The following is a 25938-nucleotide window of genomic DNA, read 5'->3' as shown; positions in this document are numbered from 1 at the left end:
CTGTGCTTTCGTACAGCCGTTCATGCCCGCTGGGTGACGTCCGGAACACTCAAGGTGAAGGTGATCTTCCAAGTCGCGCCACGTTCTGTATCAGCCATTGATACGCGCCACCGGCTCCGGACGGCGGTCTGAGAGTATTGAGACTGTGATTTCCCGAATCGATCTGCGCGGCGACGCCCTTCCCGAGGGCCTCGCCCTGCGCGACCTGCTGCCCCGAGCCGACTTCGACGTGTCGACCGCCCTGGAGAAGGTGCGTCCGATCTGCGAGGCCGTGCATCATCGGGGCGACGCGGCGCTGATCGACTTCGCCGAGAAGTTCGACGGAGTACGGCTGGAATCCGTCCGTGTCCCGGCCCAGGCGCTCACCGACGCCCTCGAGGCCCTCGACCCGGCCGTGCGCGCCGCGCTGGAGGAGTCCATCCGCCGCGCCCGCCTGGTCCACCGCGAGCAGCGCCGCAGCACCCACACCACCCAGGTCGTCCCGGGCGGCTCGGTGACCGAGAAGTGGGTGCCGGTCGAGCGCGTCGGGCTGTACGCACCGGGCGGCCGGTCGGTCTACCCCTCCTCCGTGATCATGAACGTCGTACCGGCCCAGGAGGCCGGGGTCGGGTCCATCGCGCTCGCCTCGCCGGCCCAGGCCGAGTTCGGCGGGCTGCCCCACCCGACCATCCTGGCCGCCTGCGCCCTGCTCGGCGTGGACGAGGTCTACGCCGCGGGCGGCGCCACCGCCGTCGCGATGTTCGCCTACGGCACCGAGTCCTGCCCGCCGGCGAACATGGTCACCGGCCCCGGCAACATCTGGGTCGCCGCCGCCAAGCGGTTCTTCACCGGCCGGATCGGCATCGACGCCGAGGCCGGCCCCACCGAGATCGCGATCCTCGCGGACTCCACCGCCGACCCCGTGCACGTCGCCTCCGACCTGATCAGCCAGGCCGAGCACGACCCGCTCGCGGCGGCCGTCCTCGTCACCGACTCCGTCGAGCTGGCGGACGCGGTGGAGCAGGAGCTGCAGCCGCAGGTCGCGGCCACCAAGCACGTCGACGACCGGATCGTGCCCGCCCTCAAGGGCCGGCAGTCCGCGATCGTCCTGGTCGACGGCGTCGAGGAGGGCCTGCGCGTGGTCGACGCGTACGGCGCCGAGCACCTGGAGATCCAGACCGCCGACGCCGCCGCGGTGGCCGACCGGGTGAAGAACGCGGGCGCGATCTTCATCGGCCCCTGGGCCCCCGTCTCGCTCGGCGACTACGCGGCCGGCTCCAACCACGTCCTGCCCACCGGCGGCTGCGCCTGCCACTCCTCGGGCCTGTCCGTCCAGTCCTTCCTGCGCGGCATCCACATCGTGGACTACACGAAGGACGCGCTCGCCGAGGTCGCCCACCACGTGGTGACGCTGGCGGAGGCGGAGGACCTGCCGGCGCACGGCGCGGCGGTCAAGGCACGGTTCGGCTGGAAGGTACCCGAGAGCAAGTGACCGGCATCGACGATCTCCCCGTACGGGACGAGCTGCGCGGCAAGTCCCCCTACGGCGCGCCCCAGTTGGACGTCCCCGTGCGGCTGAACACCAACGAGAACCCCTACCCGCTGCCCGAGCCGCTGGTCGAGCGGATCACGGAGCGGGTGCGGGAGGCCGCCCGCGACCTGAACCGCTACCCCGACCGGGACGCGGTGCAGTTGCGCACCGAGCTGGCCACGTACCTGACGAAGACCGGCAACCACCCGCTCGGAGTCGAGAACGTGTGGGCCGCCAACGGCTCCAACGAGGTCATCCAGCAGCTGCTGCAGACCTTCGGCGGACCGGGCCGTACGGCGATCGGCTTCGAGCCGTCGTACTCGATGCACGCGCTCATCGCGCGCGGGACCGGCACCGGCTGGATCTCCGGGCCGCGCAGCGAGGACTTCACGATCGACCTCGCCGCCGCCGAGCGGGCCGTCGCCACGCACAAGCCGGACGTCGTCTTCATCACCACGCCCAACAACCCCACCGGCAACGCCGTTCCGCCGGAGACGGTCCTCGCGCTGTACGAGGCGGCGCAGGCGGCCAAGCCGTCTATGGTGGTCGTGGACGAGGCGTACATCGAGTTCAGCCACGGCGCCTCGCTGCTGCCGCTGCTGCAGGGCCGCCCGCACCTGGTGATCTCGCGCACGATGTCCAAGGCGTTCGGCGCGGCGGGCCTGCGCCTCGGCTACCTCGCCGCCGACCCGGCGGTCGTGGACGCCGTGCAGCTGGTCCGGCTGCCGTACCATCTGTCGGCGATCACCCAGGCGACCGCCCTGGCCGCGCTGGAGCACACCGACACGCTGCTGGGCTACGTCGAGCAGCTGAAGGCGGAGCGGGACCGGCTCGTCGCCGAGCTGCGCGCGATCGGCTACGAGGTCACCGAGTCCGACGCCAACTTCGTGCAGTTCGGCCGGTTCCCGGACGCCCACGAGGCCTGGCAGAGGATCCTCGACCGGGGCGTCCTGGTCCGGGACAACGGCGTACCGGGGTGGCTGCGGGTGTCCGCCGGCACCCCGGAGGAGAACGACGCGTTCCTCGACGCGGTCCGTGATGTGAAGAAGGAGCTTGAGGCATGAGCCGCGTTGGACGCGTGGAGCGTACGACCAAGGAGACCTCCGTCCTGGTCGAGATCGACCTCGACGGCACCGGCAGAACCGACATCGCCACCGGCGTCGGCTTCTACGACCACATGCTCGACCAGCTCGGCCGGCACGGTCTGTTCGACCTGACCGTGAAGACCGACGGCGACCTGCACATCGACTCCCACCACACCATCGAGGACACCGCCCTCGCGCTCGGCGCCGCCTTCAAGCAGGCGCTCGGCGACAAGGTGGGGATCTACCGCTTCGGCAACTGCACGGTCCCGCTGGACGAGTCCCTCGCCCAGGTCACCGTCGACCTCTCCGGCCGCCCGTACCTGGTGCACACCGAGCCCGAGAACATGGCGCCGATGATCGGCGAGTACGACACCACCATGACCCGGCACATCCTGGAGTCCTTCGTCGCCCAGGCGCAGATCGCGCTGCACGTGCACGTGCCGTACGGGCGCAACGCGCACCACATCGTGGAGTGCCAGTTCAAGGCCCTCGCAAGGGCGCTGCGGTACGCCTCCGAGCGCGACCCGCGCGCGGCCGGCATCCTCCCCTCCACGAAGGGCGCGCTGTAGAGCCATGAACAGCCTCTCCTCCCTGCTGATCGTCGTCGGTCTGTTCCTGGCCGGCGGCATCTTCTCCTTCGTCAAGCAGAAGATGCCCAGGAGCCTGATCGTGCTGCTCTCCATCGGCGCGGGCATGTGCCTGGTCGCGGGCGTCATGCGGCTGGGGGTGTGGAATTGACCGGCAAGAAAGTCGTGGTCTTCGACTACGGCTTCGGCAACGTCCGTTCCGCCGAGCGTGCCCTCGCGCGCGTGGGCGCCGACGTCGAGATCACGCGTGACTTCGACGCGGCCATGAACGCCGACGGACTGCTGGTGCCGGGCGTCGGCGCCTTCGCCGCCTGCATGCAGGGCCTGCGCGCCGCGCGCGGCGACTGGGTGGTCGACCGCCGGCTGTCCGGCGGGCGCCCCGTCATGGGCATCTGCGTCGGCATGCAGATCCTCTTCGCGCGCGGCATCGAGCACGGCGTGGAGGCCGAGGGCCTGGACGAGTGGCCCGGCGCGGTCGAGCCGCTGCAGGCCGAGATCGTGCCCCACATGGGCTGGAACACCGTGGACGCCCCCGCCGACTCCCAGCTGTTCGCCGGCCTCGACGCCGACGCCCGGTTCTACTTCGTGCACTCCTACGCCGTCCACGACTGGCAGCTGGAGAGCCACAACCCCCGGATCGACGCCCCCAAGGTGACCTGGTCGACGCACGGCAAGCCGTTCGTGGCCGCCGTGGAGAACGGCGCCCTGTGGGCCACGCAGTTCCACCCCGAGAAGTCCGGCGACGCCGGCGCCCAGCTCCTCACCAACTGGATCGGAACCCTGTAGAGACATGGCCAAGCTCGAACTCCTCCCCGCCGTCGACGTCCGCGACGGCCAGGCCGTACGCCTCGTGCACGGCGAGTCCGGCACGGAGACCTCGTACGGCTCCCCCCTGGAGGCCGCCCTCGCCTGGCAGAGCGCGGGCGCCGAGTGGCTGCACCTGGTCGACCTCGACGCGGCCTTCGGCACCGGCGACAACCGCGAGCTGATCGCCGAGGTCACCCGGGTGATGGACATCAAGGTGGAGCTGTCCGGCGGCATCCGCGACGACGCCTCGCTGGCCGCCGCCCTGGCCACCGGCTGCACGCGGGTCAACCTGGGCACGGCCGCCCTGGAGAGCCCCGAGTGGGTCGCCAAGGTCATCGCCGAGCACGGCGACAAGATCGCCGTCGGCCTGGACGTGCGCGGCACCACCCTGCGCGGCCGCGGCTGGACCCGCGACGGCGGCGACCTGTACGAGACGCTGGAGCGCCTGAACAAGGAGGGTTGCGCCCGCTACGTCGTCACCGACATCGCCAAGGACGGCACCCTGCAGGGCCCCAACCTGGAACTGCTGAAGAACGTGTGCGCGGCCACCGACCGCCCGGTCGTGGCCTCCGGCGGCGTCTCCTCCCTGGACGACCTGCGCGCCATCGCCCGGCTGGTGCCGCTCGGTGTCGAGGGGGCCATCGTCGGGAAGGCGCTGTACGCGAAGGCGTTCACCCTGGAAGAGGCCCTGGAGGCCACATCTTGACGAAGGACACAGTGTCATGAGCGATGCCGTGCGGCGTGTGCAGAGCGGAAGTCCCTGGGAAGAGAGCTTCGGTTTCGCACGCGCCGTCGCGGCGGGCGACCGGGTGCTGGTGGCGGGCACGACGTCCTTCAAGGGCGATGTCCTCTACGGCGAGGGCGACCCGTACGAACAGACCAAGGTGGCCTTCACCAGCGCCCTCGAGGCGATCGCCGAGTTCGGGCTCGGCGTCGACTCCGTCGTCCGTACGCGGACGTACCTGACCCATGCCCGGGACGTGGACGCAGTGGGCCGCGCGCACAAGGAGCTCTTCGACTCCGTGCGCCCGGTGTCGACCCTGCTGGTCGTGGCGGGGTTCGTCGATCCGCGGATCCTGGTCGAAGTAGAACTCGAAGCATTCAGAGGAGCCTGAGCAGTCATGACCCTGGCGGTCCGAGTCATCCCCTGCCTGGACGTGGACAACGGCCGGGTCGTCAAGGGCGTGAACTTCCAGAACCTGCGCGACGCGGGCGACCCCGTCGAGATGGCCAAGGTGTACGACGCCGAGGGCGCCGACGAGCTGACGTTCCTGGACATCACCGCGTCCTCCGGTGACCGGGAGACGACGTACGACGTGGTACGCCGCACCGCGGAGCAGGTGTTCATCCCGCTGACGGTCGGCGGCGGCGTCCGGACCGCCGAGGACGTCGACAAGCTGCTGCGGGCGGGCGCCGACAAGGTGGGCGTGAACACCGCCGCCATCGCCCGGCCCGACCTGATCCGTGAGATCGCCGAGCGCTTCGGCCGGCAGGTGCTGGTGCTGTCGGTGGACGCCCGCCGCACGCCGACCGGATCCTTCGAGGTCACCACGCACGGCGGCCGGCGCGGCACCGGCATCGACGCGGTGGAGTGGGCGCACCGGGCGGCGGAGCTGGGGGCCGGCGAGATCCTGCTCAACTCCATGGACGCCGACGGCACCAAGGACGGCTACGACCTGGAGATGATCGCCGCCGTCCGCAAGCACGTCACCGTCCCCGTCATCGCCTCGGGCGGCGCCGGCAAGCTGGCCGACTTCCCCCCGGCGATCGAGGCGGGCGCGGACGCCGTGCTGGCCGCGTCGGTGTTCCACTTCGGCGACCTGCGCATCGGCGAGGTGAAGCAGACACTGCGGGAGGCGGGCCACCCGGTGCGGTGACGCTGCGCTGAGCTTCGCCAGATACGAAAGAGAAGTTGCGCAAAATCTGTTGTGCAACTTCTCTTTCGTATCTACGGTCGGGCGCATGGCGAGAGACGAGAACCGCCGCATCACCGACCTGGGCACGCTCAAGGCCCTCGCGCATCCGCTGCGGGCCAACCTGTACCGGCTGCTGTGCATGGAGGAGGTGGCAACCGCCTCCCGGCTCGCGGAGCACGTGGACGAGGCCGTCTCCCTGGTCAGCTACCACCTGCGCAAGCTCGCCGATCACGGGCTGATCGAGGAGGCCGAGCCGCAGACGGCGGACGGCCGTGAGCGCTGGTGGCGGCCGGCGTCGGACGGGGTGACCATCCGGGACGAGGACTTCCGGGGCGAACCGGGGAAGGCCGCCGCGCACCTGGCGGCCACCCGGCTCTTCCACGACCAGCGGGCCGACCAGTACCGCCGCTACCTGGACGAGCGCCCCACCTGGGGGCCCGAGTGGAACACCGCGTCGATGGACACCGAGTCCTGGATGCGGCTGACCCCGGCCGAACTCACCGAGCTGAAGGACGAGTTCGCCGCCCTTCTGCGCAGGTTCGACGCGCGGGGCCGGGCCGCCGAGGCCGCGGGCGAGACCGAGGGGCGTGAGCACGTGGCGCTCCACCTGTACGGCTTCCCGTTCCGCGCCTGAAAGGACCCCTCCCGTGACCGCCACGCTCATACCGCCGGCGACCGCGCCGCAGGCCCATCGCGACCCCAACGTCCGGCGCTGGCTCGCCGCCTACACCTCCTCGATGCTCGGCGACAGCGTCTACTACCTCGCCCTGTCCTGGGCCGCCGTCCAAGCCGGAACCCCGGCCCAGGCCGGACTCGTGATGTCGGCGAGCGCGCTGCCCCGGGCCGTGCTGATGCTGGGCGGGGGAGTCGTCGCCGACCGGTTCGGGCCGCGCCGGGTCGTCATCGGCAGTGACGCCGTGCGGTGTGCGGCCGTCCTCGCCGTGGCCGCGCTGCTGTTCCTCACCAGCCTTGGGCTGTGGCCGCTCGCCCTGCTGGCGCTGGTCTTCGGCACGGTCGACGCCGTGTTCCTGCCCGCCGTGGGCGCCCTGCCGGCCCGTCTCACCGACAAGGACCAGCTCGCCCGGGTCCAGGGGATGCGGGGCCTGGCCATCCGGATTTCCAGCGTGGTCGGCGCCCCGCTGGGCGGGCTGGCCGTGGCCCTCGGCGGCGCGGCCGCGGCGTTCGCACTCGCCGGGCTGCTCATCGCCGTCTCGGTGCCCCTGCTGCTCTCCGTGCGGGTACGGCAACTGCCCCGATCCGGGAACGGCACCACCACCTGGAGCGACCTCGGCGCCGGTCTGCGCTACATCCGCCGCCACCGCGTCCTCGCCCCGCTGATGCTGGCCATCGCCCTCGGCGACCTGGGTTTCGTCGGTCCGCTGAACGTCGGCCTGACCCTGCTCGCCGAGCGGCGCGGCTGGGGCGCCGCCGGGATGGGCTGGGTGCTGGCCGGGTTCGGGACCGGCGCCGGAGCCGCCTCGCTGCTGCTGGCGGTGCGGGGGCGGCTGCCGCGCGCCGGGCTGGTCACCGGGTGGGCCTGTGCGGTGGGGGCCGTGGCCGTCGGCGCCCTCGCCTACGTCCCCACCCTCCTGGCGGCCGCCGCCACCGCCCTGCTCGTCGGCCTGCTCACCGGGCTCAGCGGCGCGCTGTGCGGCGCCCTGCTGCAGACCCAGTCCGACCCCGCGTACCTGGGCCGGGTCACTGCCGTCTCCAGCCTGGTCAGCCTCGGTCTGACCCCGCTGTCCATGCCGTTCGCGGCCGCCGCGATCGGCGCCTGGGGGCTCCGCCCGGTCTACGCCGTCAGCGCCGCCGTCTGCGGTCTCGGCGGGGTCGTCGCCCTCGCCGTACCGGCCCTGCGCCGCGCGCAGCTCCCGGGCTGAGCGCGGCACGCCCCGTCGGCTCAGATGCCCAGCTGCTTCGACTCGTGCAGCTTGGCGATCGCGTCCGCGTCGCCCTGCACGTCCACCTTGGCCGCGTCCTGCCTGCCGAACGCGTACATCAGCAGCTCCGACGGCTCGCCGGTCACCGTCACCACCGGCGCGCCCCGGTGCGCCACCGCCGTCTGCCCGTCCGGGCGGCGCAGCACCAGACCCGTCGGCACCCCCCGGGCCACCAGCCGCGCCGTGCGCTCGAGCCGCGACCACAGGGCGTCCTGGAAGACCGGGTCCAGCTCGCGCGGCGTCCAGTCCGGCTGGGCGCGCCGGACGTCCTCGGTGTGGACGTAGAACTCGACGATGTTGGCCGCCTCGTCGACCTGCTTCAGCTGGAACGGCGAGAACCGCGGCGGGCCGGTACGGATCAGCTGGATCAGCTCCTCGTACGGCTTCGCGGTGTACTCGGCCATCACCTTCTCCAGGCGCGGCGCGAGCTGTTTGATCAGGGAGCCCCCGGCCGCGTCCGGGCGGCGCTCGCGCACGACGACGTGCGCGGCCAGGTCCCGGGTCCGCCAGCCCTCGCAGAGGGTCCCGGCGTCCGGACCGACGGTTTCCAAGAGGTCGGCGAGCAGCAGCCGTTCACGCTTGGCGAAGGTCGACATGGGGCCAGCCTACGACCAGCCGGCGAGTCCGCGCAGTGGACACGGCACCGGCACTGTCATACCCGCGCGGCACAATGGCACCCATGACCAGTACGACCGGGACTCCCCGGCCCAGCAGCCTCGACCCGGAGATCGCCGCCCGCCTCAAGCGCAGCGCCGACGGTCTCCTGCCCGCCATCGCCCAGCAGTACGACACCGGAGAGGTGCTCATGCTCGGCTGGATGGACGACGAGGCGCTGCACCGCACGCTGACCACCGGCCGCTGCACCTACTGGTCGCGCAGCCGCCAGGAGTACTGGGTCAAGGGCGACACCTCCGGCCACGTCCAGTGGGTGAAGTCGGTCGCGCTGGACTGCGACGCCGACACCGTGCTGGTCAAGGTCGACCAGGTGGGCGCGGCCTGCCACACCGGCGCGCGCACCTGCTTCGACGAGGACGTGCTCCTCAAGGACGCCTCCGCCTCTCCCGCAGGCTCGGATCAGTAAGGTCAGCGGCCATGGACCTCGAGACCTTCCGCAAGCTCGCCACCGACCGGCGCGTCATCCCCGTCACGCGCAAGCTCCTCGCCGACGGCGACACCCCGGTCGCGCTCTACCGCAAGCTGGCCGCCGAGCGCCCCGGCACCTTCCTGCTGGAGTCCGCGGAGAACGGCCGCTCCTGGTCCCGGTACTCCTTCGTCGGCGTCCGCTCCGCCGGGACCCTGACGGAACGCGACGGACAGGCCCACTGGCTCGGCACCCCGCCGGTCGGCGTCCCCGTGGACGGCGACCCGCTGCAGGCCCTGCGCGCCACCATCCAGGCCCTGCACACCCCGCAGCAGGACGGCCTGCCGCCCTTCACCGGCGGCATGGTCGGCTACCTGGGCTACGACATCGTCCGCCGCCTGGAGAAGATCGGCCCCGGCGAGCGCGACGACCTGAAGCTCCCCGAGCTGACCATGCTGCTGACCAGCGACCTCGCCGTCATGGACCACTGGGAGGGCTCGGTCCTGCTGATCGCCAACGCGATCAACCACAACGACCTCGACACCGGCGTCGACGAGGCCTACGCCGACGCCGTCGCCCGGCTCGACGCCATGGAGGCCGACCTCACGCGCGCGGTCGCCCAGCCCCCGGCCGCGCTGCCGCCGTCCGAGCTGCCCGAGTACACCGCGCTGTGGGGCGGCCCCGACTTCCAGGTGGCCGTCGAGGACGTCAAGGAGCGCATCCGCGCGGGCGAGGCCTTCCAGGTCGTGCCCTCCCAGCGGTTCGAGACCCCGTGCACGGCGAGCGCCCTGGACGTCTACCGGGTGCTGCGGGCCACCAACCCGTCGCCGTACATGTACCTGTTCCGCTTCGACGGCTTCGACGTCGTCGGCTCCTCCCCCGAGGCCCTGGTCAAGGTCGAGGACGGCCAGGCGATGGTCCACCCCATCGCCGGCACCCGGCCCCGCGGCACCACCCCGCAGGAGGACCAGGCCCTCGCCGAGGAACTGCTCGCCGACCCCAAGGAGCGCGCCGAGCACCTGATGCTGGTCGACCTCGGGCGCAACGACCTGGGCCGGGTCTGCGAGCCCGGCTCGGTCGAGGTGGTCGACTTCATGTCCATCGAGCGCTACTCGCACGTCATGCACATCGTCTCGACCGTCACCGGCAAGGTGGCCGAGGGCCGCACCGCCTTCGACGTGCTCACCGCCTGCTTCCCCGCGGGCACCCTCTCGGGCGCCCCCAAGCCCCGCGCGATGCAGATCATCGACGAACTGGAGCCGTCCCGGCGCGGCCTGTACGGCGGCTGCGTCGGCTATCTGGACTTCGCCGGCGACTCCGACACCGCGATCGCCATCCGTACGGCCCTGCTGCGCGACGGCACGGCGTACGTCCAGGCGGGCGCCGGCATCGTCGCCGACTCCGACCCGGTCGCCGAGGACCAGGAGTGCCGCAACAAGGCGGCGGCGGTCCTCCGCGCGGTCCACACGGCCAACCGGCTCGGCGCGTAGGGCCCCTCCCGGCACATGGGGCGTTTGTCATACGAACCCCGGGTGACGGTTCGCCCGGGGTTCAGGCGATAGTGGACTACGTGACTGCTGCACCTCACCCCCGTACCGAAGCCGCCGGCCCCGCCGGATCCGGTCGCCGGAGCCTCGCCGTGGCCCTCCTGTGCGGTGCGCTCGGCGCGGCCGTGGCGCTGCTCGCGACCCGGCAGCGCTGGGCGGAGGGCACCGCGACGGTGGCCGGCGGAACCTTCCCGCTGACCGCCAAGGGCAGCGACGTCACGGGCGTCCCCGCGGCCCTCGCGATAGTGGGCCTCGCCGCGCTCGTCGCCGTCTTCGCCGTCCGCAGGGCCGGCCGGCTCCTCGTCGCCGGGCTGCTCGCCCTGTCCGGCGCGGGCATCGTGGCCGCCGCCCTCCTGGCCGCCTCCGACAGCTCCGCGCTGGACGAGAAGGCGGCCCAGGCGAGCGGCGACACCTCCGCCACCGTCGCCGCGCTCAGCCACACCGGCTGGCCCTATGTCGCGGCCGCCGGCGGCGCGCTGATCCTGCTGGCCGGCCTGCTGGCGCTGCGCTTCGGCAACCGCTGGCCCGCGATGTCCGGCCGCTACGAGCGCGGCGCCGACCGCCCGCGCCGCACCGCCCGCCCGGTCGACCCGGAGCGCCCCGAGGAACTCTGGAAGGCCCTGGACCGGGGCGAGGACCCGACCGGCTCCTGACCCCCGCCATGACCCCGCCCGGATGTGGCGAACCAGACGCCACCCCCGCGTCCGGCGCACACGCGCGTACGGGACAATGGACGCGAGCGTCCGGCTCGGTCAGCGACGGACGGGCTCGGAGCCGTACGTCGCGTACGACGCTCCCCTGGACACGTACACAGCAACGAGGAGCACAGACATGGCGGGCAGCAGCCACGGCCACGGTCACACCCCGGCCGCCTGGACCGGTGTCATCATTTCGTTCATCGGTTTCTGCGTGGCGGGCGCCTTCATGGTGATGGCCCAGCCCGTCGGCTTCTGGGCCGGCATGGTGCTCATCGTCGCCGGCGCGGTGGTCGGCGGCGTCATGCGCGCCATGGGCCTCGGCCAGACCCCCAAGCCGCTCGAGGCCACCGGCGCCCCCGCCGCGACCCGCGAGCCGGCCGGCGTGGAGAGCTGACCGCGCACACGGCTTCCCCCGAGGGGCGGCCCGGCACCCGTACAGGGTGCGGGCCGCCCCTCGGCGTCTCCCGGCCCGCCTTCGCACACCGGCGCGCGGGGCGATGGATCGCAGGGGACAATGCTGGGGTGAACCCCGACACGTGCCCGGCTCCGTCCACGGTCGCACCACCGGCCCCGCACGCCACCGTGTGGCGGCGGCTCGCCGTCCCCGCGGGACTGCTCGCGGCCGTCGCCGGCGCCTTCGCATACGTCGGGGCCGTCGACCCGAACCAACCGGGTCACTACCCCGTCTGCCCCCTGTACCGGCTCACCGGCCTGTACTGCCCCGGCTGCGGCGGGCTGCGCAGCGCGCACGCCTTCGTCCACGGCGACCTGTTCGCCGCCCTGCGGGACAACGCGCTGGGCGTGGCCGCCTACCTGGGCTTCGCCGTGCTGTGGACCGTATGGGTGGTCCGCGCGGTGCGGGGCCTGCCGTTCCGGCTGGAGCTGCGGCCGGCGCCGATGTGGGGGATCGGCGTGCTGCTGCTGGTGTTCACCGTTGTCCGGAACCTGCCGTCCGGTGGCTGGTTGCATCCTTGATCATCACTGGAACGTCCAGGTAGTGGGACCGGCGTCCACCGGATGCGAGAGCCGGCCACACCTCCGGATACCATCGCAATGACCACGGGTTTCACAACCTGAAGGAACCACCGTCTGAAAGGGGGCCGCTCGCGTGAGTGTGCTCGACGAGATCATCGACGGCGTCCGTGCCGACCTCGCGGAGCGGCAGGCACGCGTCAGCCTCGACGAGCTCAAGGAGCGCGCGGCCAAGGCCCCCGCCGCCAAGGACGGGGTGGCCGCGCTCAAGGGCGACGGCGTGAAGGTGATCTGCGAGGTCAAGCGCTCCAGCCCCTCCAAGGGCGCGCTGGCGGCGATCGCCGACCCGGCCGGGCTGGCCGCGGACTACGAGGCGGGCGGCGCGGCCGTCATCTCCGTCCTCACCGAACAGCGCCGCTTCGGCGGCTCGCTGGCCGACCTGGAGGCCGTCCGCGCGCGCGTGGACATCCCGGTCCTGCGCAAGGACTTCATCGTCACGTCGTACCAGCTGTGGGAGGCACGCGCGTACGGCGCCGACCTCGCGCTGCTGATCGTGGCCGCCCTGGACCAGCCGGCCCTGGAGTCGCTGATCGAGCGCGCCGAGTCCATCGGGCTGACCCCGCTCGTCGAGGTGCACGACGAGGACGAGGTGGAGCGGGCCGTGGACGCGGGCGCCAAGATCATCGGCGTCAACGCGCGCAACCTGAAGACGCTGGAGGTCGACCGCGGCACGTTCGAGCGGGTCGCGCCGGAGATCCCCGGCCACCTCGTCAAGGTCGCCGAGTCCGGCGTCCGCGGCCCGCACGACCTGATCGCCTACGCCAACGCCGGCGCCGACGCGGTCCTGGTCGGCGAGTCCCTGGTCACCGGCCGCGATCCCAAGACCGCCGTCGCCGACCTGGTCGCCGCGGGCGAGCACCCCGCGCTGCGGCACGGCCGGAGCTGATCACCCGCTAGGCTGACCCCGATGACTCTCACCGTGACGACCGTGGACCGGCACGCGCGCCTGGCGCGCGGCTGCCGCCCGAGAGGCTGCCGTGCCCCGGCGCGGCGTGTCCACGGTCGTCGCGTGCGGTACGTCATCGGTGACGAACCTGGGCAGGTGAACGGACGTCGATGGCAGCGCGCCCCAAAGGGGCGCGGGGCTGTATCCGACCATGCGACTCCGTCGCGCGGGCCCGACCAGCCACATACGGCCTGAGGTCGTACGACAGGCTCCGCCCCCACGGCGATCAGTGTCTTTTCACGCACTCACCGTGAGGTATTCGCATGCCCAGCGATTTCTTCTTCCCTGACCCCAGCGGCCAGGTGCCCAGCGCCGAGGGCTACTTCGGCGCGTTCGGCGGCAAGTTCATCCCGGAGGCCCTCGTCGCCGCCGTGGACGAGGTCGCCGTCGAGTACGACAAGGCCAAGCAGGACCCCGAGTTCGCCCGCGAACTCGACGACCTGCTGGTCAACTACACCGGCCGCCCCAGCTCCCTCACCGAGGTCCCCCGTTTCGCCGAACACGCCGGCGGCGCCCGCGTCTTCCTCAAGCGCGAGGACCTCAACCACACCGGCTCCCACAAGATCAACAACGTTCTCGGCCAGGCGCTGCTCACCAAGCGCATGGGCAAGACGCGCGTGATCGCGGAGACCGGCGCCGGACAGCACGGCGTCGCCACTGCCACCGCCTGCGCGCTGTTCGGCCTCGACTGCACCATCTACATGGGCGAGGTCGACACCAGGCGGCAGGCCCTGAACGTGGCCCGGATGCGCATGCTCGGCGCCGAGGTCGTCGCCGTGAAGTCCGGAAGCCGCACCCTGAAGGACGCCATCAACGAGGCGTTCCGGGACTGGGTCGCCAACGTCGACCACACCCACTACCTGTTCGGGACCGTCGCCGGGCCGCACCCCTTCCCGGCCATGGTCCGCGACTTCCACCGCGTGATCGGCGTGGAGGCCCGCCGCCAGCTCCTGGAGCGCGCCGGCCGGCTGCCCGACGCCGCGATCGCCTGCGTCGGCGGCGGCTCCAACGCCATCGGCCTCTTCCACGCCTTCATCCCCGACGAGGGCGTGCGGCTCATCGGCTGCGAGCCCGCCGGGCACGGCATCGAGAGCGGCGAGCACGCGGCCACCCTGACCGCGGGCGAGCCGGGCATCCTGCACGGCTCCCGCTCCTACGTCCTGCAGGACGACGAGGGCCAGATCACCGAGCCGTACTCCATCTCGGCCGGTCTGGACTACCCGGGCATCGGCCCGGAGCACTCCTACCTCAAGGACACCGGCCGCGGCGAGTACCGCGCGGTCACCGACGACGCGGCCATGCAGGCCCTGCGCCTGCTGTCCCGCACCGAGGGCATCATCCCGGCCATCGAGAGCGCCCACGCCCTCGCCGGCGCCCTGGAGGTCGGCAGGGAGCTGGGCCGGGACGGGCTGATCGTCGTCAACCTGTCCGGCCGCGGCGACAAGGACATGGACACCGCCGCCCGCTACTTCGGCCTGTACGACACCGACGCAGAAGTGGCCGCCGACGAAACCGCCACCGCCGAGATCGAGGGGGACGCCAAGTGAGCGGGAACATCCGGCTGCTGACGGACACCCTCGCGGGCGCCAAGGCCGAGGGCCGCTCCGCGCTCATCGCCTACCTCCCGGCCGGGTTCCCGACCGTGGACGGCGGCATCGAGGCGATCAAGGCCGTCTTCGACGGCGGTGCGGACGTCGTGGAGGTCGGTCTGCCGCACAGCGACCCCGTCCTCGACGGCCCGGTCATCCAGACCGCCGACGACATCGCCCTGCGCGGCGGCGTCAGGATCGCCGACGTCATGCGCACGGTCCGCGAGGTCTACGACGCGACCGGCAAGCCGGTGCTCGTCATGACGTACTGGAACCCCATCGACCGCTACGGCGTCGAGCGGTTCACCGCCGAGCTGGCCGAGGCGGGCGGCGCGGGCTGCATCCTGCCCGACCTGCCCGTGCAGGAGTCGGCGCTGTGGCGGGAGCACGCCGAGAAGCACGGCCTGGCGACCGTCTTCGTCGTGGCGCCGAGCAGCAAGGACGAGCGGCTCGCCCGGATCACCGCGGCGGGCAGCGGCTTCGTCTACGCCGCCTCCCTGATGGGCGTCACCGGCACCCGGGAATCCGTCGGCGCACAGGCCCAGAACCTGGTCGAGCGCACCCGCGCCACCGGCACCGAGCTGCCCGTCTGCGTCGGCCTCGGCGTCTCAGGCGGCGCCCAGGCCGCCGAGGTCGCCGGCTTCGCCGACGGCGTGATCGTCGGCTCGGCCTTCGTGAAGCGGATGCTGGACGCCCCGGACCACGCGGCCGGCCTCGAGGCGGTCCGCGAACTGGCCGAGGAGCTGGCGAAGGGCGTGCGCGGACAGGCGTAACCGCAGGTCACTTTCCCTATCAGAACACCCCTGTCAGAACAGGCGGTCACTCGAACGGGTGGACCTGGGACCGGGGAGGCGCGCTGTGCCTCCCCGGTTCGTTCTGGGGGTGTGAGCGAGAAGAACCATGAGGGAAAGCGCTCGGCCCGGGAGCGGCTGGCGGTCGAGCGCGAGAAGCAGAAGGCCTCGGAGAAGCGTCGGCGCACCCTGATCGTGGGCGCGAGCGTCGTCTGCGTGCTGGGCCTCGCGGCGGTGATCGGCATCGTCGCCGCGAACGCCGGCAAGGACAAGGGCGGTGAGAAGGCGGCGGGCCCGGTCGTGGCGCCCTCGGGCGCGCAGGGCAAGGACAGTCTCGCGATCCCGGTCGGCAAGGACGGCGCGAAGTCCACGCTCACCGTCTGGGAGGACGTCCGCTGCCCGGCCTGCCAGGCCTTCGAGGTCGCCTACCGCCCCACGCTCCACGAATTGGCCGACTCCGGCAAGCTCAGAATCGAGTACCACCTGGTCCGGCTGATCGACGGCAATCTCGGCGGCACCGGCTCGCTGCGCGGGGCCAACGCCGCGGCCTGCGCCCAGGACGCCGGAAAGTTCCGCGACTACCACGACGTGCTGTACGCGAACCAGCCCAAGGAGACCGACGACGCGTTCAGCGACAACGGCAAACTCATCGAGCTGGCCGGCAAGGTCGGCGGCCTGGACACGCCCGCCTTCCAGAAGTGCGTCAAGAACGGCACCCACGACAGCTGGGTGGACAAGTCCCACAAGGCGTTCCAGTCCGGCGGCTTCACCGGCACGCCCGCGGTCCTGCTCAACGGCAAGAACATCTACCAGGACCGGACGATGACCCCAGCCAAGCTCAAGCAGATGGTGGAGGCGGCCGACCGCGGCTGAGGATCTTCCTCGCGGGGCCCTTTTCACCCGCCCCCGTTATGCACCCGTAGCCGGGCTGCTTGCCGTCACCACGGCCCGGCACGGTAGCGTCGGACCTGCCATGGAACTTGCCTACATTCCCAGCCCGTCGCGCGGGGTGCTGTACCTCGGCCCCATCCCGCTGCGCGGCTACGCCTTCTGCATCATCATCGGCGTCTTCGTCGCCGTCTGGCTCGGCAACAAGCGCTGGATCGCCCGCGGCGGGCGGGCCGGGACGGTCGCCGACATCGCGGTCTGGGCTGTGCCGTTCGGCCTGGTCGGCGGCCGGCTGTACCACGTGATCACGGACTACGAGCTGTACTTCAGCCCCGGCCGTGACTGGGTGGACGCCTTCAAGGTGTGGCAGGGCGGCCTGGGCATCTGGGGCGCGATCGCGCTCGGCGCGCTCGGCGCGTGGATCGGCGCGCGCCGCCGCGGCATCCCCATGCCGGCGTACGCGGACGCCGTCGCCCCCGGCATCGCGTTGGCGCAGGCCATCGGCCGCTGGGGCAACTGGTTCAACCAGGAGCTGTACGGCCGCGAGACGCATGTTCCCTGGGCGCTGCACATCACCTCCTCCGAGGGCGGCCGGGTGCCGGGCTACTACCACCCGACCTTCCTGTACGAGTCCCTGTGGTGCATCGGCGTGGCCCTGCTGGTGATCTGGGCCGACCGCCGCTTCTCGATGGGGCACGGCCGGGCGTTCGCCCTGTACGTCGCCGCGTACTGCGTGGGCCGCGGCTGGATCGAGTACATGCGCGTGGACGACGCCCACCACATCCTGGGCCTCCGCCTGAACGACTGGACCGCGATGCTCGTGTTCCTCGCGGCGGTCGCGTACATCGTGGTGTCGTCGAAGAAGCGGCCGGGCAGGGAAGCCGTGGTGGAACCCGAGGCGGTGTCCGAGGCGGCCGGTGAGACTCCGGACCCCGCCGACGCGGAGGAGAAGCCCGAGCCGGAGGAGAAGCCCGAGCCGGAGGAGAAGCCCGAGCCGGAGGAGAAGCCCGAGGCGGAGGAGAAGCCCGAGCCGGAGGCCGCGGAGCAGGCGGACCCGGTGGAGGCGAAGGACGAACCCGAGTCGGCGACCAAGAAGAGCTGACCGCCGGCCGTACGACGCCGAGGGCGCCCGGAACTCCCCGGGCGCCCTCGGCGTGTGCGGGGCCTGCCCAAAAGGTCACCTTCTGTGGGCCAGTGACAGGGTGCGCTGGGCCGTCGTCACCACTGCCGCGTCGATGAAGCGGCCGTCCGGGAGGGCCTGGGCGCCGGGTTGGGCCGCCGCCGCCTTGATGACCGTCTCGGCGTGTTCGATCTCCGCCGGGGTGGGCAGATAGGCCCGCTCGATCACCGGGAGCTGGCGGGGGTGGATCGCGGCGCGGCCCAGGAAGCCGAGGGCGCGGCCGTGCGCGCAGGACGCGGCGAGCCCGTCCAGGTCGCGGATGTCGGGGTGGACCGACTGCGGCGGTGGGGCGAGACCGGCCGCGCGGGCGGCGACGATCACCCGGGAGCGCGGCCAGTCGAGGCCCGCGTCGGCCCGTACGCCCAGGTCGGCCCGGAGATCCGCCTCGCCGAGGGCGATGCCCCGCAGCGCGGGGTGCGCGGAGGCGATGGCGTAGGCGTGCTCGACGCCGAGGGCCGTCTCCAGCAGGGCGTACAGCGGCACCGGGGTGGCGGCGGCGACCCGCAGGATCTCGGCCGGGCCCGTCACGTTCGGCAGCCGCAGGCCGGACAGGCCCGGCAGCCGCGCCAGCGCGCCCAGGTCGGCCGCCGCCCAGGGGCTGTCCAGGGCGTTGACGCGGACGTGCACCGGCACCGGCTGGGGGTCGGCGAGGCGGTCGGCCGTGGCGGCGCGGGCGTAATCCTTGCGGTCGGGGGCGACCGCGTCCTCCAGGTCGATGACCACCACGTCGGCGCCCGCGGCCAGCGCCTTGGCCACCACGGGCGGGCGGTCGCCGGGGACGTAGAGCCAGGTCAGCGGGTGCGGTGTCACAGGGCGCCCTCCTCGCGCAGGGTGTGCAGCTCGGCCGGGGTGAGACCCAGCTCGGTGAGGACCGCCTCGGTGTCGGCGCCGTGCGGGCGGCCGGCCCAGCGGATCGCGCCGGGCGTCGCGGAGAGCCGGAACAGGACGTTCTGCATGCGCAGCGGGCCCAGCTCCGGGTCGTCGACGGTGGCGACCGTGCCCAGGGCCTGGTACTGGGGGTCGGCCAGCACGTCCCGGACGTCCTGGACCGGGGCCACCGCCGCCTCCGCCTTCTCGAACGCCGCGAGCACCTCGGCGCGGGTGCGGGCGGCGATCCACGAGCCGACCGCCTCGTCCAGTTCGTCGGCGTGGGCGGCCCGGTCCGCGCCGGTGGCGAACCACGGTTCCTCGGCCAGCTCGGGGCGGCCCACCAGCCGCATCACCCGCTCCGCGACCGACTGCGCGGAGGTGGAGACGGCGACCCAGTGGCCGTCGGCGGTGCGGTAGGTGTTGCGCGGGGCGTTGTTCGCGGAGCGGTTGCCGGTGCGCTGCTGGACGTGACCGAGTTGGTCGTACCAGGTGAGCTGGGGGCCGAGGACCGACAGGATCGGCTCGATGATCGCCATGTCCACGACCTGCCCGGCGCCGGTGCGCCCCCGCGCGGCCAGCGCGGTGAGCACCGCGCAGGCGGTCGCGAGACCGGCGACGGAGTCCGCGAGCCCGAAGGGCGGCAGCGTGGGCGGCGCGTCCGGTTCGCCGGTGATCGCGGCGAAACCGCTCAGCGCCTCGGCGAGGGTGCCGAAGCCGGGCCGGTGCGCGTAGGGGCCGAACTGGCCGAAGGCCGTCACCCGGGCGAGGACCAGCCGGGCATTGACGGCCGACAGCTCCTCCCAGCCCAGCGCCCACTTCTCCAGGGTCCCGGGGCGGAAGTTCTCGATCACCACGTCGGCGGTGGCGGCGAGCCGCAGCAGGGTGGCCCGGCCGCCGGGCGTGGACAGGTCCAGGGTGATGGTGCGCTTGTTGCGGCCCAGCACCTTCCACCACAGGCCGACGCCGTGCTTGGCCGGGCCGTGCCCGCGGGAGGGATCGGGCCTGCGCGGATGCTCGACCTTGATCACGTCGGCGCCGAAGTCGCCGAGCAGAGTGGCGGCCAGCGGGCCCGCGAACAGCGTCGCCAGGTCCAGCACCCGCACACCGGCGAGCGGCGGGGTCGTCGTACTCATGCGGTGCACAGGGCGTCGATCTCCGGACGGTACGGCATCGACACCGACGCCCCGGCCCGCTGGACGGAGATCGCCGCGGCGGCCGCCGCCCAGGACAGCGCCTCCCGCACCGGCTTCTCCTCGGCCAGGGCCACCGCGAGCGCGCCGGCGAAGGTGTCCCCGGCGCCGGTGGAGTCGACGGCCGTCACCCGCGGCGCCGGGACCACCAGCGGCTCGGCGCCCCGGGCCAGATACAGGCAGCCGGTCGCGCCCAGGGTGACGACGACCTCGGGCACCAGCTGCAGCAGGTCGGCGGCGGCCTCGCGCGGGTCGGTGCGGCCGGTGAGGGTGACCGCCTCGTACTCGTTGGGCACCAACAGGTCGGTGACGGCGAGGAGTGCGGGCGGCAGCTGCTGCGCGGGGGACGGGGTGAGCACCGTACGGACCCCGTGCCGGCGGGCCGCTTCGGCGCCCAGGACGACCGCGCGCAGCGGGATCTCCAGCTGGAGCAGCAGGGCGTCGCCGGAGGCGATCACCCCCTCGTCGCCGGGGGAGAGGTGGTCGACGGTGCCGTTCGCGCCGGGGATGACCACGATCGAGTTGGCGCCCTCGTCGTCCACCACGATGTGCGCGGTGCCGGACGGGCCCTCGACCGTGCGCAGGGAGTCGGTGTCCACACCGGAGTGTTCCAGGGTGTCGCGCAGCCGCAGGCCGAAGGCGTCGTTGCCGACCGCGCCGATCATCGAGACGGTGGCGCCGGCGCGGGCCGCGGCGATCGCCTGGTTGGCGCCCTTGCCACCGGGGATCGTGCGGAACTCCCGTCCCGTCACCGTCTCCCCGCGCTGCGGGGCCTTGGCGACATAGGTGACGAGGTCCATGTTGGTACTGCCGAGGACGACGATGTGGGTCATGAGCGGATCGCCTCCCAGTGGGCTGCCTGGTGGGTGAGGTGGGCGAGGGTGTCGAAGCCGGTGCCGTCGAAGTCGGCGACGGTGGTGGCGAGCCGGTTCTTCAGCGGGGCGCGCCAGCGCTCGGGGAGGGCGGCGGGGTCGCCCGCGAGCAGCCCGGCGACGCTTCCGGCGGTGGCGCCGGTGGAGTCCGTGTCCCAGCCGCCCGACACGGCACGGCAGACGGAGCCGCTGAAGTCGCCGTCGGCGTGGGTGAGGGCCGCGGCGAGCAGTGCGGTGTTGGGGATGGCGTGGACCCAGTGGTGGGTGGGGGAGTAGCGGGCGTGCAGCCGGTCCACGACCTCGTCGAAGTCCTCGTGGTCCGTGGCCAGCCGGACGGCGTGGTCGACCGCCCGCGCGAGCCGGGAGCGGGGCGGGATCACCGTACGGCCGGTGCGCAGACAGGCGTGGACGTCATGGTCGCCGGTGGCGGCCGCGGCGATGACGGCGGCGGTGAACATCGCCGCGTAGACGCCGTTGGCGGTGTGCGTGAGGACCGCGTCCCGGTGCGCCTGCTCCGCCGCGGCGGCCGGGTCGCCGGGGTTGGTCCAGCCGTGCACGTCGGCGCGGATCAGGGCGCCGATCCACTCCCGGAAGGGGTTGCGGTGGCGGGCCGTGTGCGGGGGTTCGATGCCGGTGAGCAGGTTGCGGTAGGCGATGCGCTCGGCGGTGAAGGCGCGGCCGGGCGGGAGTTCGTCCAGCCAGAGCCGGGCGACGTCGGCGGTGGTGAACCTCCTTCCGTGGCGCTGCAGGAGCAGCAGATTGAGCAGGGGGTAGTCGAGGTCGTCGTCCTGCGGCATGCCGTCGATGTTCTCGGCGAGCGAGGTGGCGGCCGAGCGCCGGTTCCAGGGGTACTCGGCGAGCAGGTCGCCCGGTACGCCGCGAGCCGTGAAGTACGCGGTGAGGGGCCAGTTGCCGGTGGCCCGGGCGAGGGCGCGGAGGCCGTCGAGGGGGAGTTTCTCGACGGGTTTGCCGAGGAGGCACCCGATGGCCCGGCCCAGCCAGGCGGCTTCCAGGGCGGCCGGGAAGCGCCCCGAAGGGGGAACTGCGCGAGCAGCCGCGTCCTGCCCGCGGTCGCGTGACGGCGCTTCGCCGCCACCCCGTGGCACCGGCCAGTCCGGGCACAGGGACTTGATGCGGGCCAGGTCCGTCGGCTCGTCCTCCGACAACGCACTGGGCAGGTCGGCCAGTTCGTCCAGCAGGTCCTCCGCCAGCAGCCGGAGATAGCGGGACACCCCGTGGGCGGACGCTCCCGCGCGGGGCGGCGCGTCCGGGCCGCCCGCCGCCCGCCAGCGCGCCTCGATCCGCGACGGCTCGCGCCCGTCCAGGCGGGCCTGGCGGATCTCGTGGCCGAGCAGGTCCTCCGGCTGGACCCAGGTCAGTCGGAGCATGCGGCGCCTCCGAGGTCCGCGAACGCCCGCTCGTGCGCGCGCCGCCTGTGTACGTCCTGCCGGAAGACCTCCCGCGTGACCTCGGCGAGCGTGCGGGCCGGCTCCCACAGGTCCAGCCGGCTGGCCTCCGCCACCGTCTTCGCCCAGTCCTCCGGGACCGGCGAGCCCAGGGCGCCGGCGAGCGCACCGGCCATCGTCGCGATCGAGTCGCAGTCGCGGCCGTAGTTGACCGCGCCGAGCACGGCGTGCCGGTAGTCGCCGCCGGAGACCAGCAGCATGCCCAGCGCGACGGGGAGTTCCTCGATCGCGTGCAGCCGGGAGGGGCGGCGGGCGCCGAGGGAGGGCGCGCGGTAGTCGGGGCCGACGGTGTCGTACGGGGCGACCGCCGCGCGCAGCGGCCGTAGCGCCGACTCGAAGTCCCGGTGCCCCGCGGCCACTTCGCAGACCTTCTCGATCGCCTCACGGGTGCCGTCCTTCGCCAGGGACAGGCACGCGGTGACCACCGAGTCCGGGGTCGCGCCCGGTGCCGTGGCGGCGGCGACGGCCGCGGCGAGGACACCGGCCGCCTCACGGCCGTACGACGACTGGTGGGCGCCGGCGACGTCCAGCGCCTCGGCGTAGGCGGCGGCCGGGTTGGCCGCGTTGACCAGGCCGACGGGGGCCATGTACATCGCCGCGCCGCAGTTGACGATGTTGCCGACGCCCGCCTCCCGGGGGTCCACGTGACCGTGGGCGAGCCGGGCCACGAGCCACTTCTCGGCGAGGAAGAGGCGGTGCAGCGGCAGGGTCTCGGTCTCCAGCTCCGGGACCCAGCGCGGGTTGGTCATCAGGTCCGGCACCAGATGGTCCGCGACGGCGTAGGCGTCGAGGTGGTCGCGGACGCGGGCGTACACCCGGATCAGGGCGTGCGTCATCAGGGTGTCGTCGGTGACGTGGCCGTCGCCCTTGTGGTACGGGGCGAGCGGGCGGGCGGTGCGCCAGGCGTCGCCGTGCCAGGGGCCGACGATGCCGTGGACGCGGCCGCCGTGGCGCTCGGAGATCTGGTCGGGGGAGTACCCCTCGACGGGGCCGCCGAGGGCGTCGCCGACGGCGGCCCCGACGAGGGCGCCGGTGATCCGTTCGTCGAGACCGGGCGAGGACCGCCGACCGCGTTCTTCTTCGGGCTCTTGGGGCACTTTGGGCATCATGCCCCGAATCATCCTCCTGGCTGGGCAGGTTGCGCGGCTTCCAGGAGTCCGGCGAGTTCCACCAGGTCGGTGCCGGTGAGGCGGGGCAGGACGCAGCCGGAGAGGGTGCGGCAGGCGTCCCGCCAGGTCTCCGGGATCGCCGCGCCGCCGCCGAGGGCTCCGGTGAGGGCGCCCGCGAGGGCGGGGGCGGAGTCGGCGACCCGGGACAGGCAGGCGGCGGCCGGGACGGCGTCGGCGATCCGGCCGCCGGCCGCGCCGGCCAGGGCGAGGGCGACCGGGACGGTCTCGGCGGCGGCGATGCCGTAGCTGTAGACGTGGTCGACGATCTGGTGCTCCAGGAGCGGGACGAGGGCGAAGGCGGACATGCCGTCCTCGGCGAGGGCCAGCGCGTGGCGGGCGTTGCGGCCGATCTCCGTGCCGGCCGGAAGCTCGGCGAGCGCGGCGGCCACGCAGGTGTCCAGACCGGTGCCGGTGAGGGCGAGCGAGAGGGCCGCGGCCATGGCGCGGGCACCGTGCACGCCGTCGCCGTCCTGGGTGTAGCGGGCGTCGAACTCGGCGAGCGCGGCGGCGCGTTCGGGGTCGCCGGGGTGGGCGACGGCGAGGACGCAGGCGCGGACGCAGGCGGCGTCGTCGAAGTAGTGCGGGTTGTCGTGGCCGGTGGCGGGCGGGCGCAGCCCGGTGGCGAGGTTGCCGAGGCCGGCGCGCACGGAGATGCGGGCGCGCAGCGGCAGGACGGCGGACTCGACCTCGGGTGCGCGGTCCGCGGCGGCGGCGACCTCCGCGGCCACGGCGGTCCAGGTGAGGTCGATGGCGGCGCGGGTACGGCGCTCCCGGCTGAGGTCGCCGAGCGCGTCGTCGGCGCCGGCCCGCAGCACCGCCTCCGCGGCGAACGCCGCCCACTCGGCGTCGTCGGAGGGGCCGAGGCGGAGGGGCTCGGGGGGCTGGTTGAGGGCGATCGGCACGGGGAGGGTTGTGGTGGCGTTCTGCTCGGCGAAGGTGTCCAGCTCGCGGGTGAGGCGCCGGGTCCACTCCGGCATGCGGGCGGCCCGGTGCCGCGCGGCCGGCCAGCCGGCGGCATCACCCACGGCGAGACCGAGCAGAAGCCCTTCGATACGACGCGCTGTCATGACTGCCCCTCGCCCTCCGGGTGCCCTGCGTTCCCGGCCCCAACCAGCGGCCCGTGCGCCCGGCCGTCCCACTCACCGGCTCCCGACACCGGCTCGACCGGCTGGGGGGTGGGGGTGGGGGAGGGGTGCGGCTCGGTCGCGGGCGGGCCTGGCTCGGTGGGTTGGGCGGTGGCGGTGAGGGAGGGGTGTGGCTCGGTCGTGTGTGGCCTGGTCTCGGTCGGGTGGGAGGCGGTGGTGAGGAGTGGGGGCGGCTCGGGCGGGGCGAGGGCGGGGTGGGGCTGATGCCGTCGGGAGGGGTGTGGCTCGGTCGCGGGCGGGCCTGGCTCGGTGGGTTGGGCGGTGGCGGTGAGGGAGGGGTGTGGCTTGGCCGGCTGGGGGGCGGGGGTGAGGGAGGGGTGCGGTTCGGTCGCTCGTGGTCCGGTCTCGGTCGGGTGGGAGGCGGGGGTGAGGGGCGGGGGCGGCTCGGTCGGGGGCAGGGTGGGGTACGGCTGGCGCGGGCCGGATGTGGTCGGCTCGGAGGTCGGGGGCTGGAAGGGCGTCGGTGGTGGGGGTACCAGCCGATCGGCCACGTCCAGGACGTGGTGGCCCGCCATGGACGGCAGGCAACGGCCGCGGGCCGGGCCGATCGCCGCGGCCCAGGGGGCCGGAATCGCGGCGGTCCCCTGCGCCGCTCCGGCGAGGGCGCCGGCCACCGCCGCCGTCGTATCGGCGTCGCGGCCCATGTTGACGGCCGTCAGCACCGCCTCCCTGAAGTCGCCGTCGGCCGCCGCGTACGCGCCGAAGGCGAGGGCGACCGCCTCGGGGGCCAGGTCGGTCCAGGGGTAGCCGCCGATGACGACGGTGGAGCGGAGCGCGCGTTCGCCGCGGTGGGACACGGCCACCGCACGCCGCAGGGAGCGGGCCGTCCAGGAGTCCTCGGGGATCACCGCCAGCGCGGAGGCGATGACCACCGCCACCGGGGCGCCGGTCATCGCCGTCGCCACCCCCGCGGCGACGGCCTGGCCGCCGTAGATGCCCTCGCCCTCGTGGCTGACCGAGCCGTCGATCGCCACCAGTCGGGCCGCCTCGCCGGGGCGGCCGGCGGCGAAGACGCCGAAGGGCGCCGCCCGCATCGCCAGGCCGTCGCTCCAGGCGTGGCGGTGCTGGGCCGAGATGGGGGCGGCGAGGCCGCGGCGCAGGTTCTCCAGCGTGCCGCGTTCGCTGAACCCCGCACCCCGGAAGGGGCCCTCGGCGCGGTCGGCGATCCACTCGTGCCAGGCCGCCTCCACATGCGCGGCAGTCAGCGCCGAGCCGTGCCGGGCCAGCAGCAGACCCGAGAAGATCGCGTACTCGGTGTCGTCCGTGCCGCAGGGGCTGTCGGTCACGTAGCCGGTGATCCGGCCCCAGCGGGCGCGGATCTCGGACGGCTTGAGATTCTCCGCGGGCGCCCCGAGCGCGTCTCCGACGGCCAGGCCGAGCAGCGCGCCGCGGGCCCTGTCCCGGAGCGCGGCGGCGCCGTCGGGCGCCGGGGCCGGGGGAGTGCGGACGATCGATGCCATGGGCGGCCTCCTTCGGCGGGACCACGGACTCGGCGGGGCGGCGAAGACGCTCTGCGGATGTGTGCCACGCGCCGCCGCCGCGCGTGCCTCCCCCCGGCCCGCGTCACCCGCTTGGCATCTGAGCAAGATCATGCACGGATGAGCAAATCGCCCGCGAATCCAGGCAAAG

General features: G+C 73.4%; 27 protein-coding genes and 1 pseudogene. 20 read left to right on the top strand and 8 right to left on the bottom strand.

From position 1 onward, the window contains the following. Positions 1 to 145: 145 nt before the first annotated feature. The 10 genes from hisD to AB0950_RS15585 all read left to right on the top strand — a co-directional run bounded on the left by hisD (position 146) and on the right by AB0950_RS15585 (position 7785). Positions 146 to 1471, top strand: coding sequence for a histidinol dehydrogenase (hisD, locus tag AB0950_RS15630; protein ID WP_360150142.1), 1326 nt, complete (start codon positions 146 to 148; stop codon positions 1469 to 1471). After that, entirely contained in the window at positions 1468 to 2574 is a 1107-nt protein-coding gene (locus tag AB0950_RS15625; protein ID WP_366778708.1) for a histidinol-phosphate transaminase, read from the top strand. The genes hisD and AB0950_RS15625 overlap by 4 nt, the downstream gene beginning before the upstream one ends. Continuing rightward, a complete protein-coding gene (hisB, locus tag AB0950_RS15620) occupies positions 2571 to 3164 on the top strand; it encodes an imidazoleglycerol-phosphate dehydratase HisB (RefSeq protein WP_030783530.1) in 594 nt (197 codons plus the stop codon). The genes AB0950_RS15625 and hisB overlap by 4 nt, the downstream gene beginning before the upstream one ends. Positions 3165 to 3168: 4 nt before the next feature. Further along, complete coding sequence (locus AB0950_RS15615) at positions 3169 to 3333, top strand: hypothetical protein (protein ID WP_360150148.1); 165 nt, start codon at positions 3169 to 3171, stop codon at positions 3331 to 3333. After that, positions 3324 to 3968, top strand: a complete 645-nt coding sequence (gene hisH / locus AB0950_RS15610; RefSeq protein ID WP_360150151.1) for an imidazole glycerol phosphate synthase subunit HisH — start codon at positions 3324 to 3326, stop codon at positions 3966 to 3968. The genes AB0950_RS15615 and hisH overlap by 10 nt, the downstream gene beginning before the upstream one ends. 4 nt (positions 3969 to 3972) lie before the next feature. Continuing rightward, positions 3973 to 4695, top strand: coding sequence for a bifunctional 1-(5-phosphoribosyl)-5-((5-phosphoribosylamino)methylideneamino)imidazole-4-carboxamide isomerase/phosphoribosylanthranilate isomerase PriA (gene priA, locus AB0950_RS15605; protein WP_366778707.1), 723 nt, complete (start codon positions 3973 to 3975; stop codon positions 4693 to 4695). A 16-nt stretch (positions 4696 to 4711) separates the two neighbouring features. Beyond that, positions 4712 to 5104, top strand: coding sequence for a RidA family protein (locus AB0950_RS15600; RefSeq protein ID WP_360150157.1), 393 nt, complete (start codon positions 4712 to 4714; stop codon positions 5102 to 5104). A 6-nt stretch (positions 5105 to 5110) separates the two neighbouring features. Continuing rightward, positions 5111 to 5866, top strand: a complete 756-nt coding sequence (gene hisF, locus AB0950_RS15595) for an imidazole glycerol phosphate synthase subunit HisF (protein WP_360150160.1) — start codon at positions 5111 to 5113, stop codon at positions 5864 to 5866. 85 nt (positions 5867 to 5951) lie between these two features. Beyond that, a complete protein-coding gene (locus tag AB0950_RS15590) occupies positions 5952 to 6539 on the top strand; it encodes a helix-turn-helix domain-containing protein (protein ID WP_360150163.1) in 588 nt (195 codons plus the stop codon). Positions 6540 to 6552: 13 nt separating this feature from the next. Next, the gene (locus AB0950_RS15585; protein ID WP_366778706.1) at positions 6553 to 7785 is read left to right on the top strand and encodes an MFS transporter; all 1233 of its coding nucleotides are present in this window, start codon (positions 6553 to 6555) and stop codon (positions 7783 to 7785) included. 20 nt (positions 7786 to 7805) lie between these two features. Here the strand turns inward: AB0950_RS15585 and AB0950_RS15580 are convergent, their stop codons facing one another. Further along, on the bottom strand, positions 7806 to 8441 hold the full coding sequence (locus AB0950_RS15580; RefSeq protein WP_360571440.1) for a TIGR03085 family metal-binding protein: 636 nt from the start codon (positions 8439 to 8441) through the stop codon (positions 7806 to 7808). A gap of 83 nt (positions 8442 to 8524) precedes the next feature. Between AB0950_RS15580 and hisI the strand changes: the two genes are divergently transcribed. The 10 genes from hisI (at position 8525) to lgt (ending at position 17519) form a co-directional block, all read left to right on the top strand. Then, the gene (gene hisI, locus AB0950_RS15575; protein WP_360150172.1) at positions 8525 to 8926 is read left to right on the top strand and encodes a phosphoribosyl-AMP cyclohydrolase; all 402 of its coding nucleotides are present in this window, start codon (positions 8525 to 8527) and stop codon (positions 8924 to 8926) included. A gap of 11 nt (positions 8927 to 8937) precedes the next feature. Beyond that, complete coding sequence (locus tag AB0950_RS15570; protein ID WP_366778705.1) at positions 8938 to 10416, top strand: anthranilate synthase component I; 1479 nt, start codon at positions 8938 to 8940, stop codon at positions 10414 to 10416. Positions 10417 to 10487: 71 nt separating this feature from the next. Beyond that, positions 10488 to 11126, top strand: coding sequence for a TIGR02234 family membrane protein (locus tag AB0950_RS15565; protein ID WP_360150178.1), 639 nt, complete (start codon positions 10488 to 10490; stop codon positions 11124 to 11126). 178 nt (positions 11127 to 11304) lie between these two features. Further along, a complete protein-coding gene (locus AB0950_RS15560) occupies positions 11305 to 11565 on the top strand; it encodes an HGxxPAAW family protein (RefSeq protein WP_366778703.1) in 261 nt (86 codons plus the stop codon). A 188-nt stretch (positions 11566 to 11753) separates the two neighbouring features. Further along, a complete protein-coding gene (locus AB0950_RS15555) occupies positions 11754 to 12146 on the top strand; it encodes a DUF2752 domain-containing protein (RefSeq protein WP_366778743.1) in 393 nt (130 codons plus the stop codon). 133 nt (positions 12147 to 12279) lie between these two features. Next, positions 12280 to 13089, top strand: coding sequence for an indole-3-glycerol phosphate synthase TrpC (trpC, locus tag AB0950_RS15550; RefSeq protein ID WP_360150184.1), 810 nt, complete (start codon positions 12280 to 12282; stop codon positions 13087 to 13089). Between the two features lie 323 nt (positions 13090 to 13412). Next, positions 13413 to 14696 carry a tryptophan synthase subunit beta gene (gene trpB / locus AB0950_RS15545; RefSeq protein ID WP_360150187.1) on the top strand — a complete coding sequence of 428 codons (1284 nt, stop codon included), beginning with the start codon at positions 13413 to 13415 and terminating at the stop codon, positions 14694 to 14696. Further along, on the top strand, positions 14693 to 15511 hold the full coding sequence (gene trpA / locus AB0950_RS15540) for a tryptophan synthase subunit alpha (RefSeq protein ID WP_360150190.1): 819 nt from the start codon (positions 14693 to 14695) through the stop codon (positions 15509 to 15511). Before trpB ends, trpA begins: the two co-directional genes overlap by 4 nt. Positions 15512 to 15622: 111 nt before the next feature. After that, positions 15623 to 16402 carry a thioredoxin domain-containing protein gene (locus AB0950_RS15535; protein WP_360150193.1) on the top strand — a complete coding sequence of 260 codons (780 nt, stop codon included), beginning with the start codon at positions 15623 to 15625 and terminating at the stop codon, positions 16400 to 16402. A 100-nt stretch (positions 16403 to 16502) separates the two neighbouring features. Continuing rightward, complete coding sequence (gene lgt, locus AB0950_RS15530) at positions 16503 to 17519, top strand: prolipoprotein diacylglyceryl transferase (protein WP_366778702.1); 1017 nt, start codon at positions 16503 to 16505, stop codon at positions 17517 to 17519. A gap of 75 nt (positions 17520 to 17594) precedes the next feature. On the opposite strand, the gene AB0950_RS15525 is transcribed toward lgt, so the two are convergent. The 7 genes and pseudogenes from AB0950_RS15525 to AB0950_RS15495 all read right to left on the bottom strand — a co-directional run. After that, a complete protein-coding gene (locus AB0950_RS15525) occupies positions 17595 to 18407 on the bottom strand; it encodes a CoA ester lyase (RefSeq protein ID WP_366778701.1) in 813 nt (270 codons plus the stop codon). After that, positions 18404 to 19600: a CoA transferase gene (locus AB0950_RS15520; protein ID WP_366778700.1), complete on the bottom strand. Its 1197-nt coding sequence runs from the start codon at positions 19598 to 19600 to the stop codon at positions 18404 to 18406. Before AB0950_RS15520 ends, AB0950_RS15525 begins: the two co-directional genes overlap by 4 nt. After that, positions 19597 to 20490 (bottom strand): ribokinase, encoded by an 894-nt coding sequence (gene rbsK / locus AB0950_RS15515; protein WP_360150205.1) that lies wholly within the window; start codon positions 20488 to 20490, stop codon positions 19597 to 19599. Before rbsK ends, AB0950_RS15520 begins: the two co-directional genes overlap by 4 nt. Beyond that, a complete protein-coding gene (locus AB0950_RS15510; protein WP_366778699.1) occupies positions 20487 to 21917 on the bottom strand; it encodes an ADP-ribosylglycohydrolase family protein in 1431 nt (476 codons plus the stop codon). Before AB0950_RS15510 ends, rbsK begins: the two co-directional genes overlap by 4 nt. Beyond that, a complete protein-coding gene (locus AB0950_RS15505; protein ID WP_366778698.1) occupies positions 21905 to 23092 on the bottom strand; it encodes an ADP-ribosylglycohydrolase family protein in 1188 nt (395 codons plus the stop codon). The genes AB0950_RS15510 and AB0950_RS15505 overlap by 13 nt, the downstream gene beginning before the upstream one ends. A 20-nt stretch (positions 23093 to 23112) precedes the next feature. Beyond that, positions 23113 to 24231 (bottom strand): ADP-ribosylglycohydrolase family protein, encoded by a 1119-nt coding sequence (locus AB0950_RS15500; protein ID WP_360571427.1) that lies wholly within the window; start codon positions 24229 to 24231, stop codon positions 23113 to 23115. Positions 24232 to 24779: 548 nt separating this feature from the next. Further along, positions 24780 to 25769, bottom strand: a pseudogene (locus AB0950_RS15495) (ADP-ribosylglycohydrolase family protein); the annotation flags it as partial. Positions 25770 to 25938: the final 169 nt, after the last annotated feature.

This window comes from Streptomyces sp. NPDC007189, assembly GCF_040703635.1.
Lineage (GTDB): Bacteria > Actinomycetota > Actinomycetes > Streptomycetales > Streptomycetaceae > Streptomyces.
The sequence above is the reverse complement of the archived record's forward strand: the minus strand, read 5'-3'. Positions and strand labels throughout refer to the sequence as shown.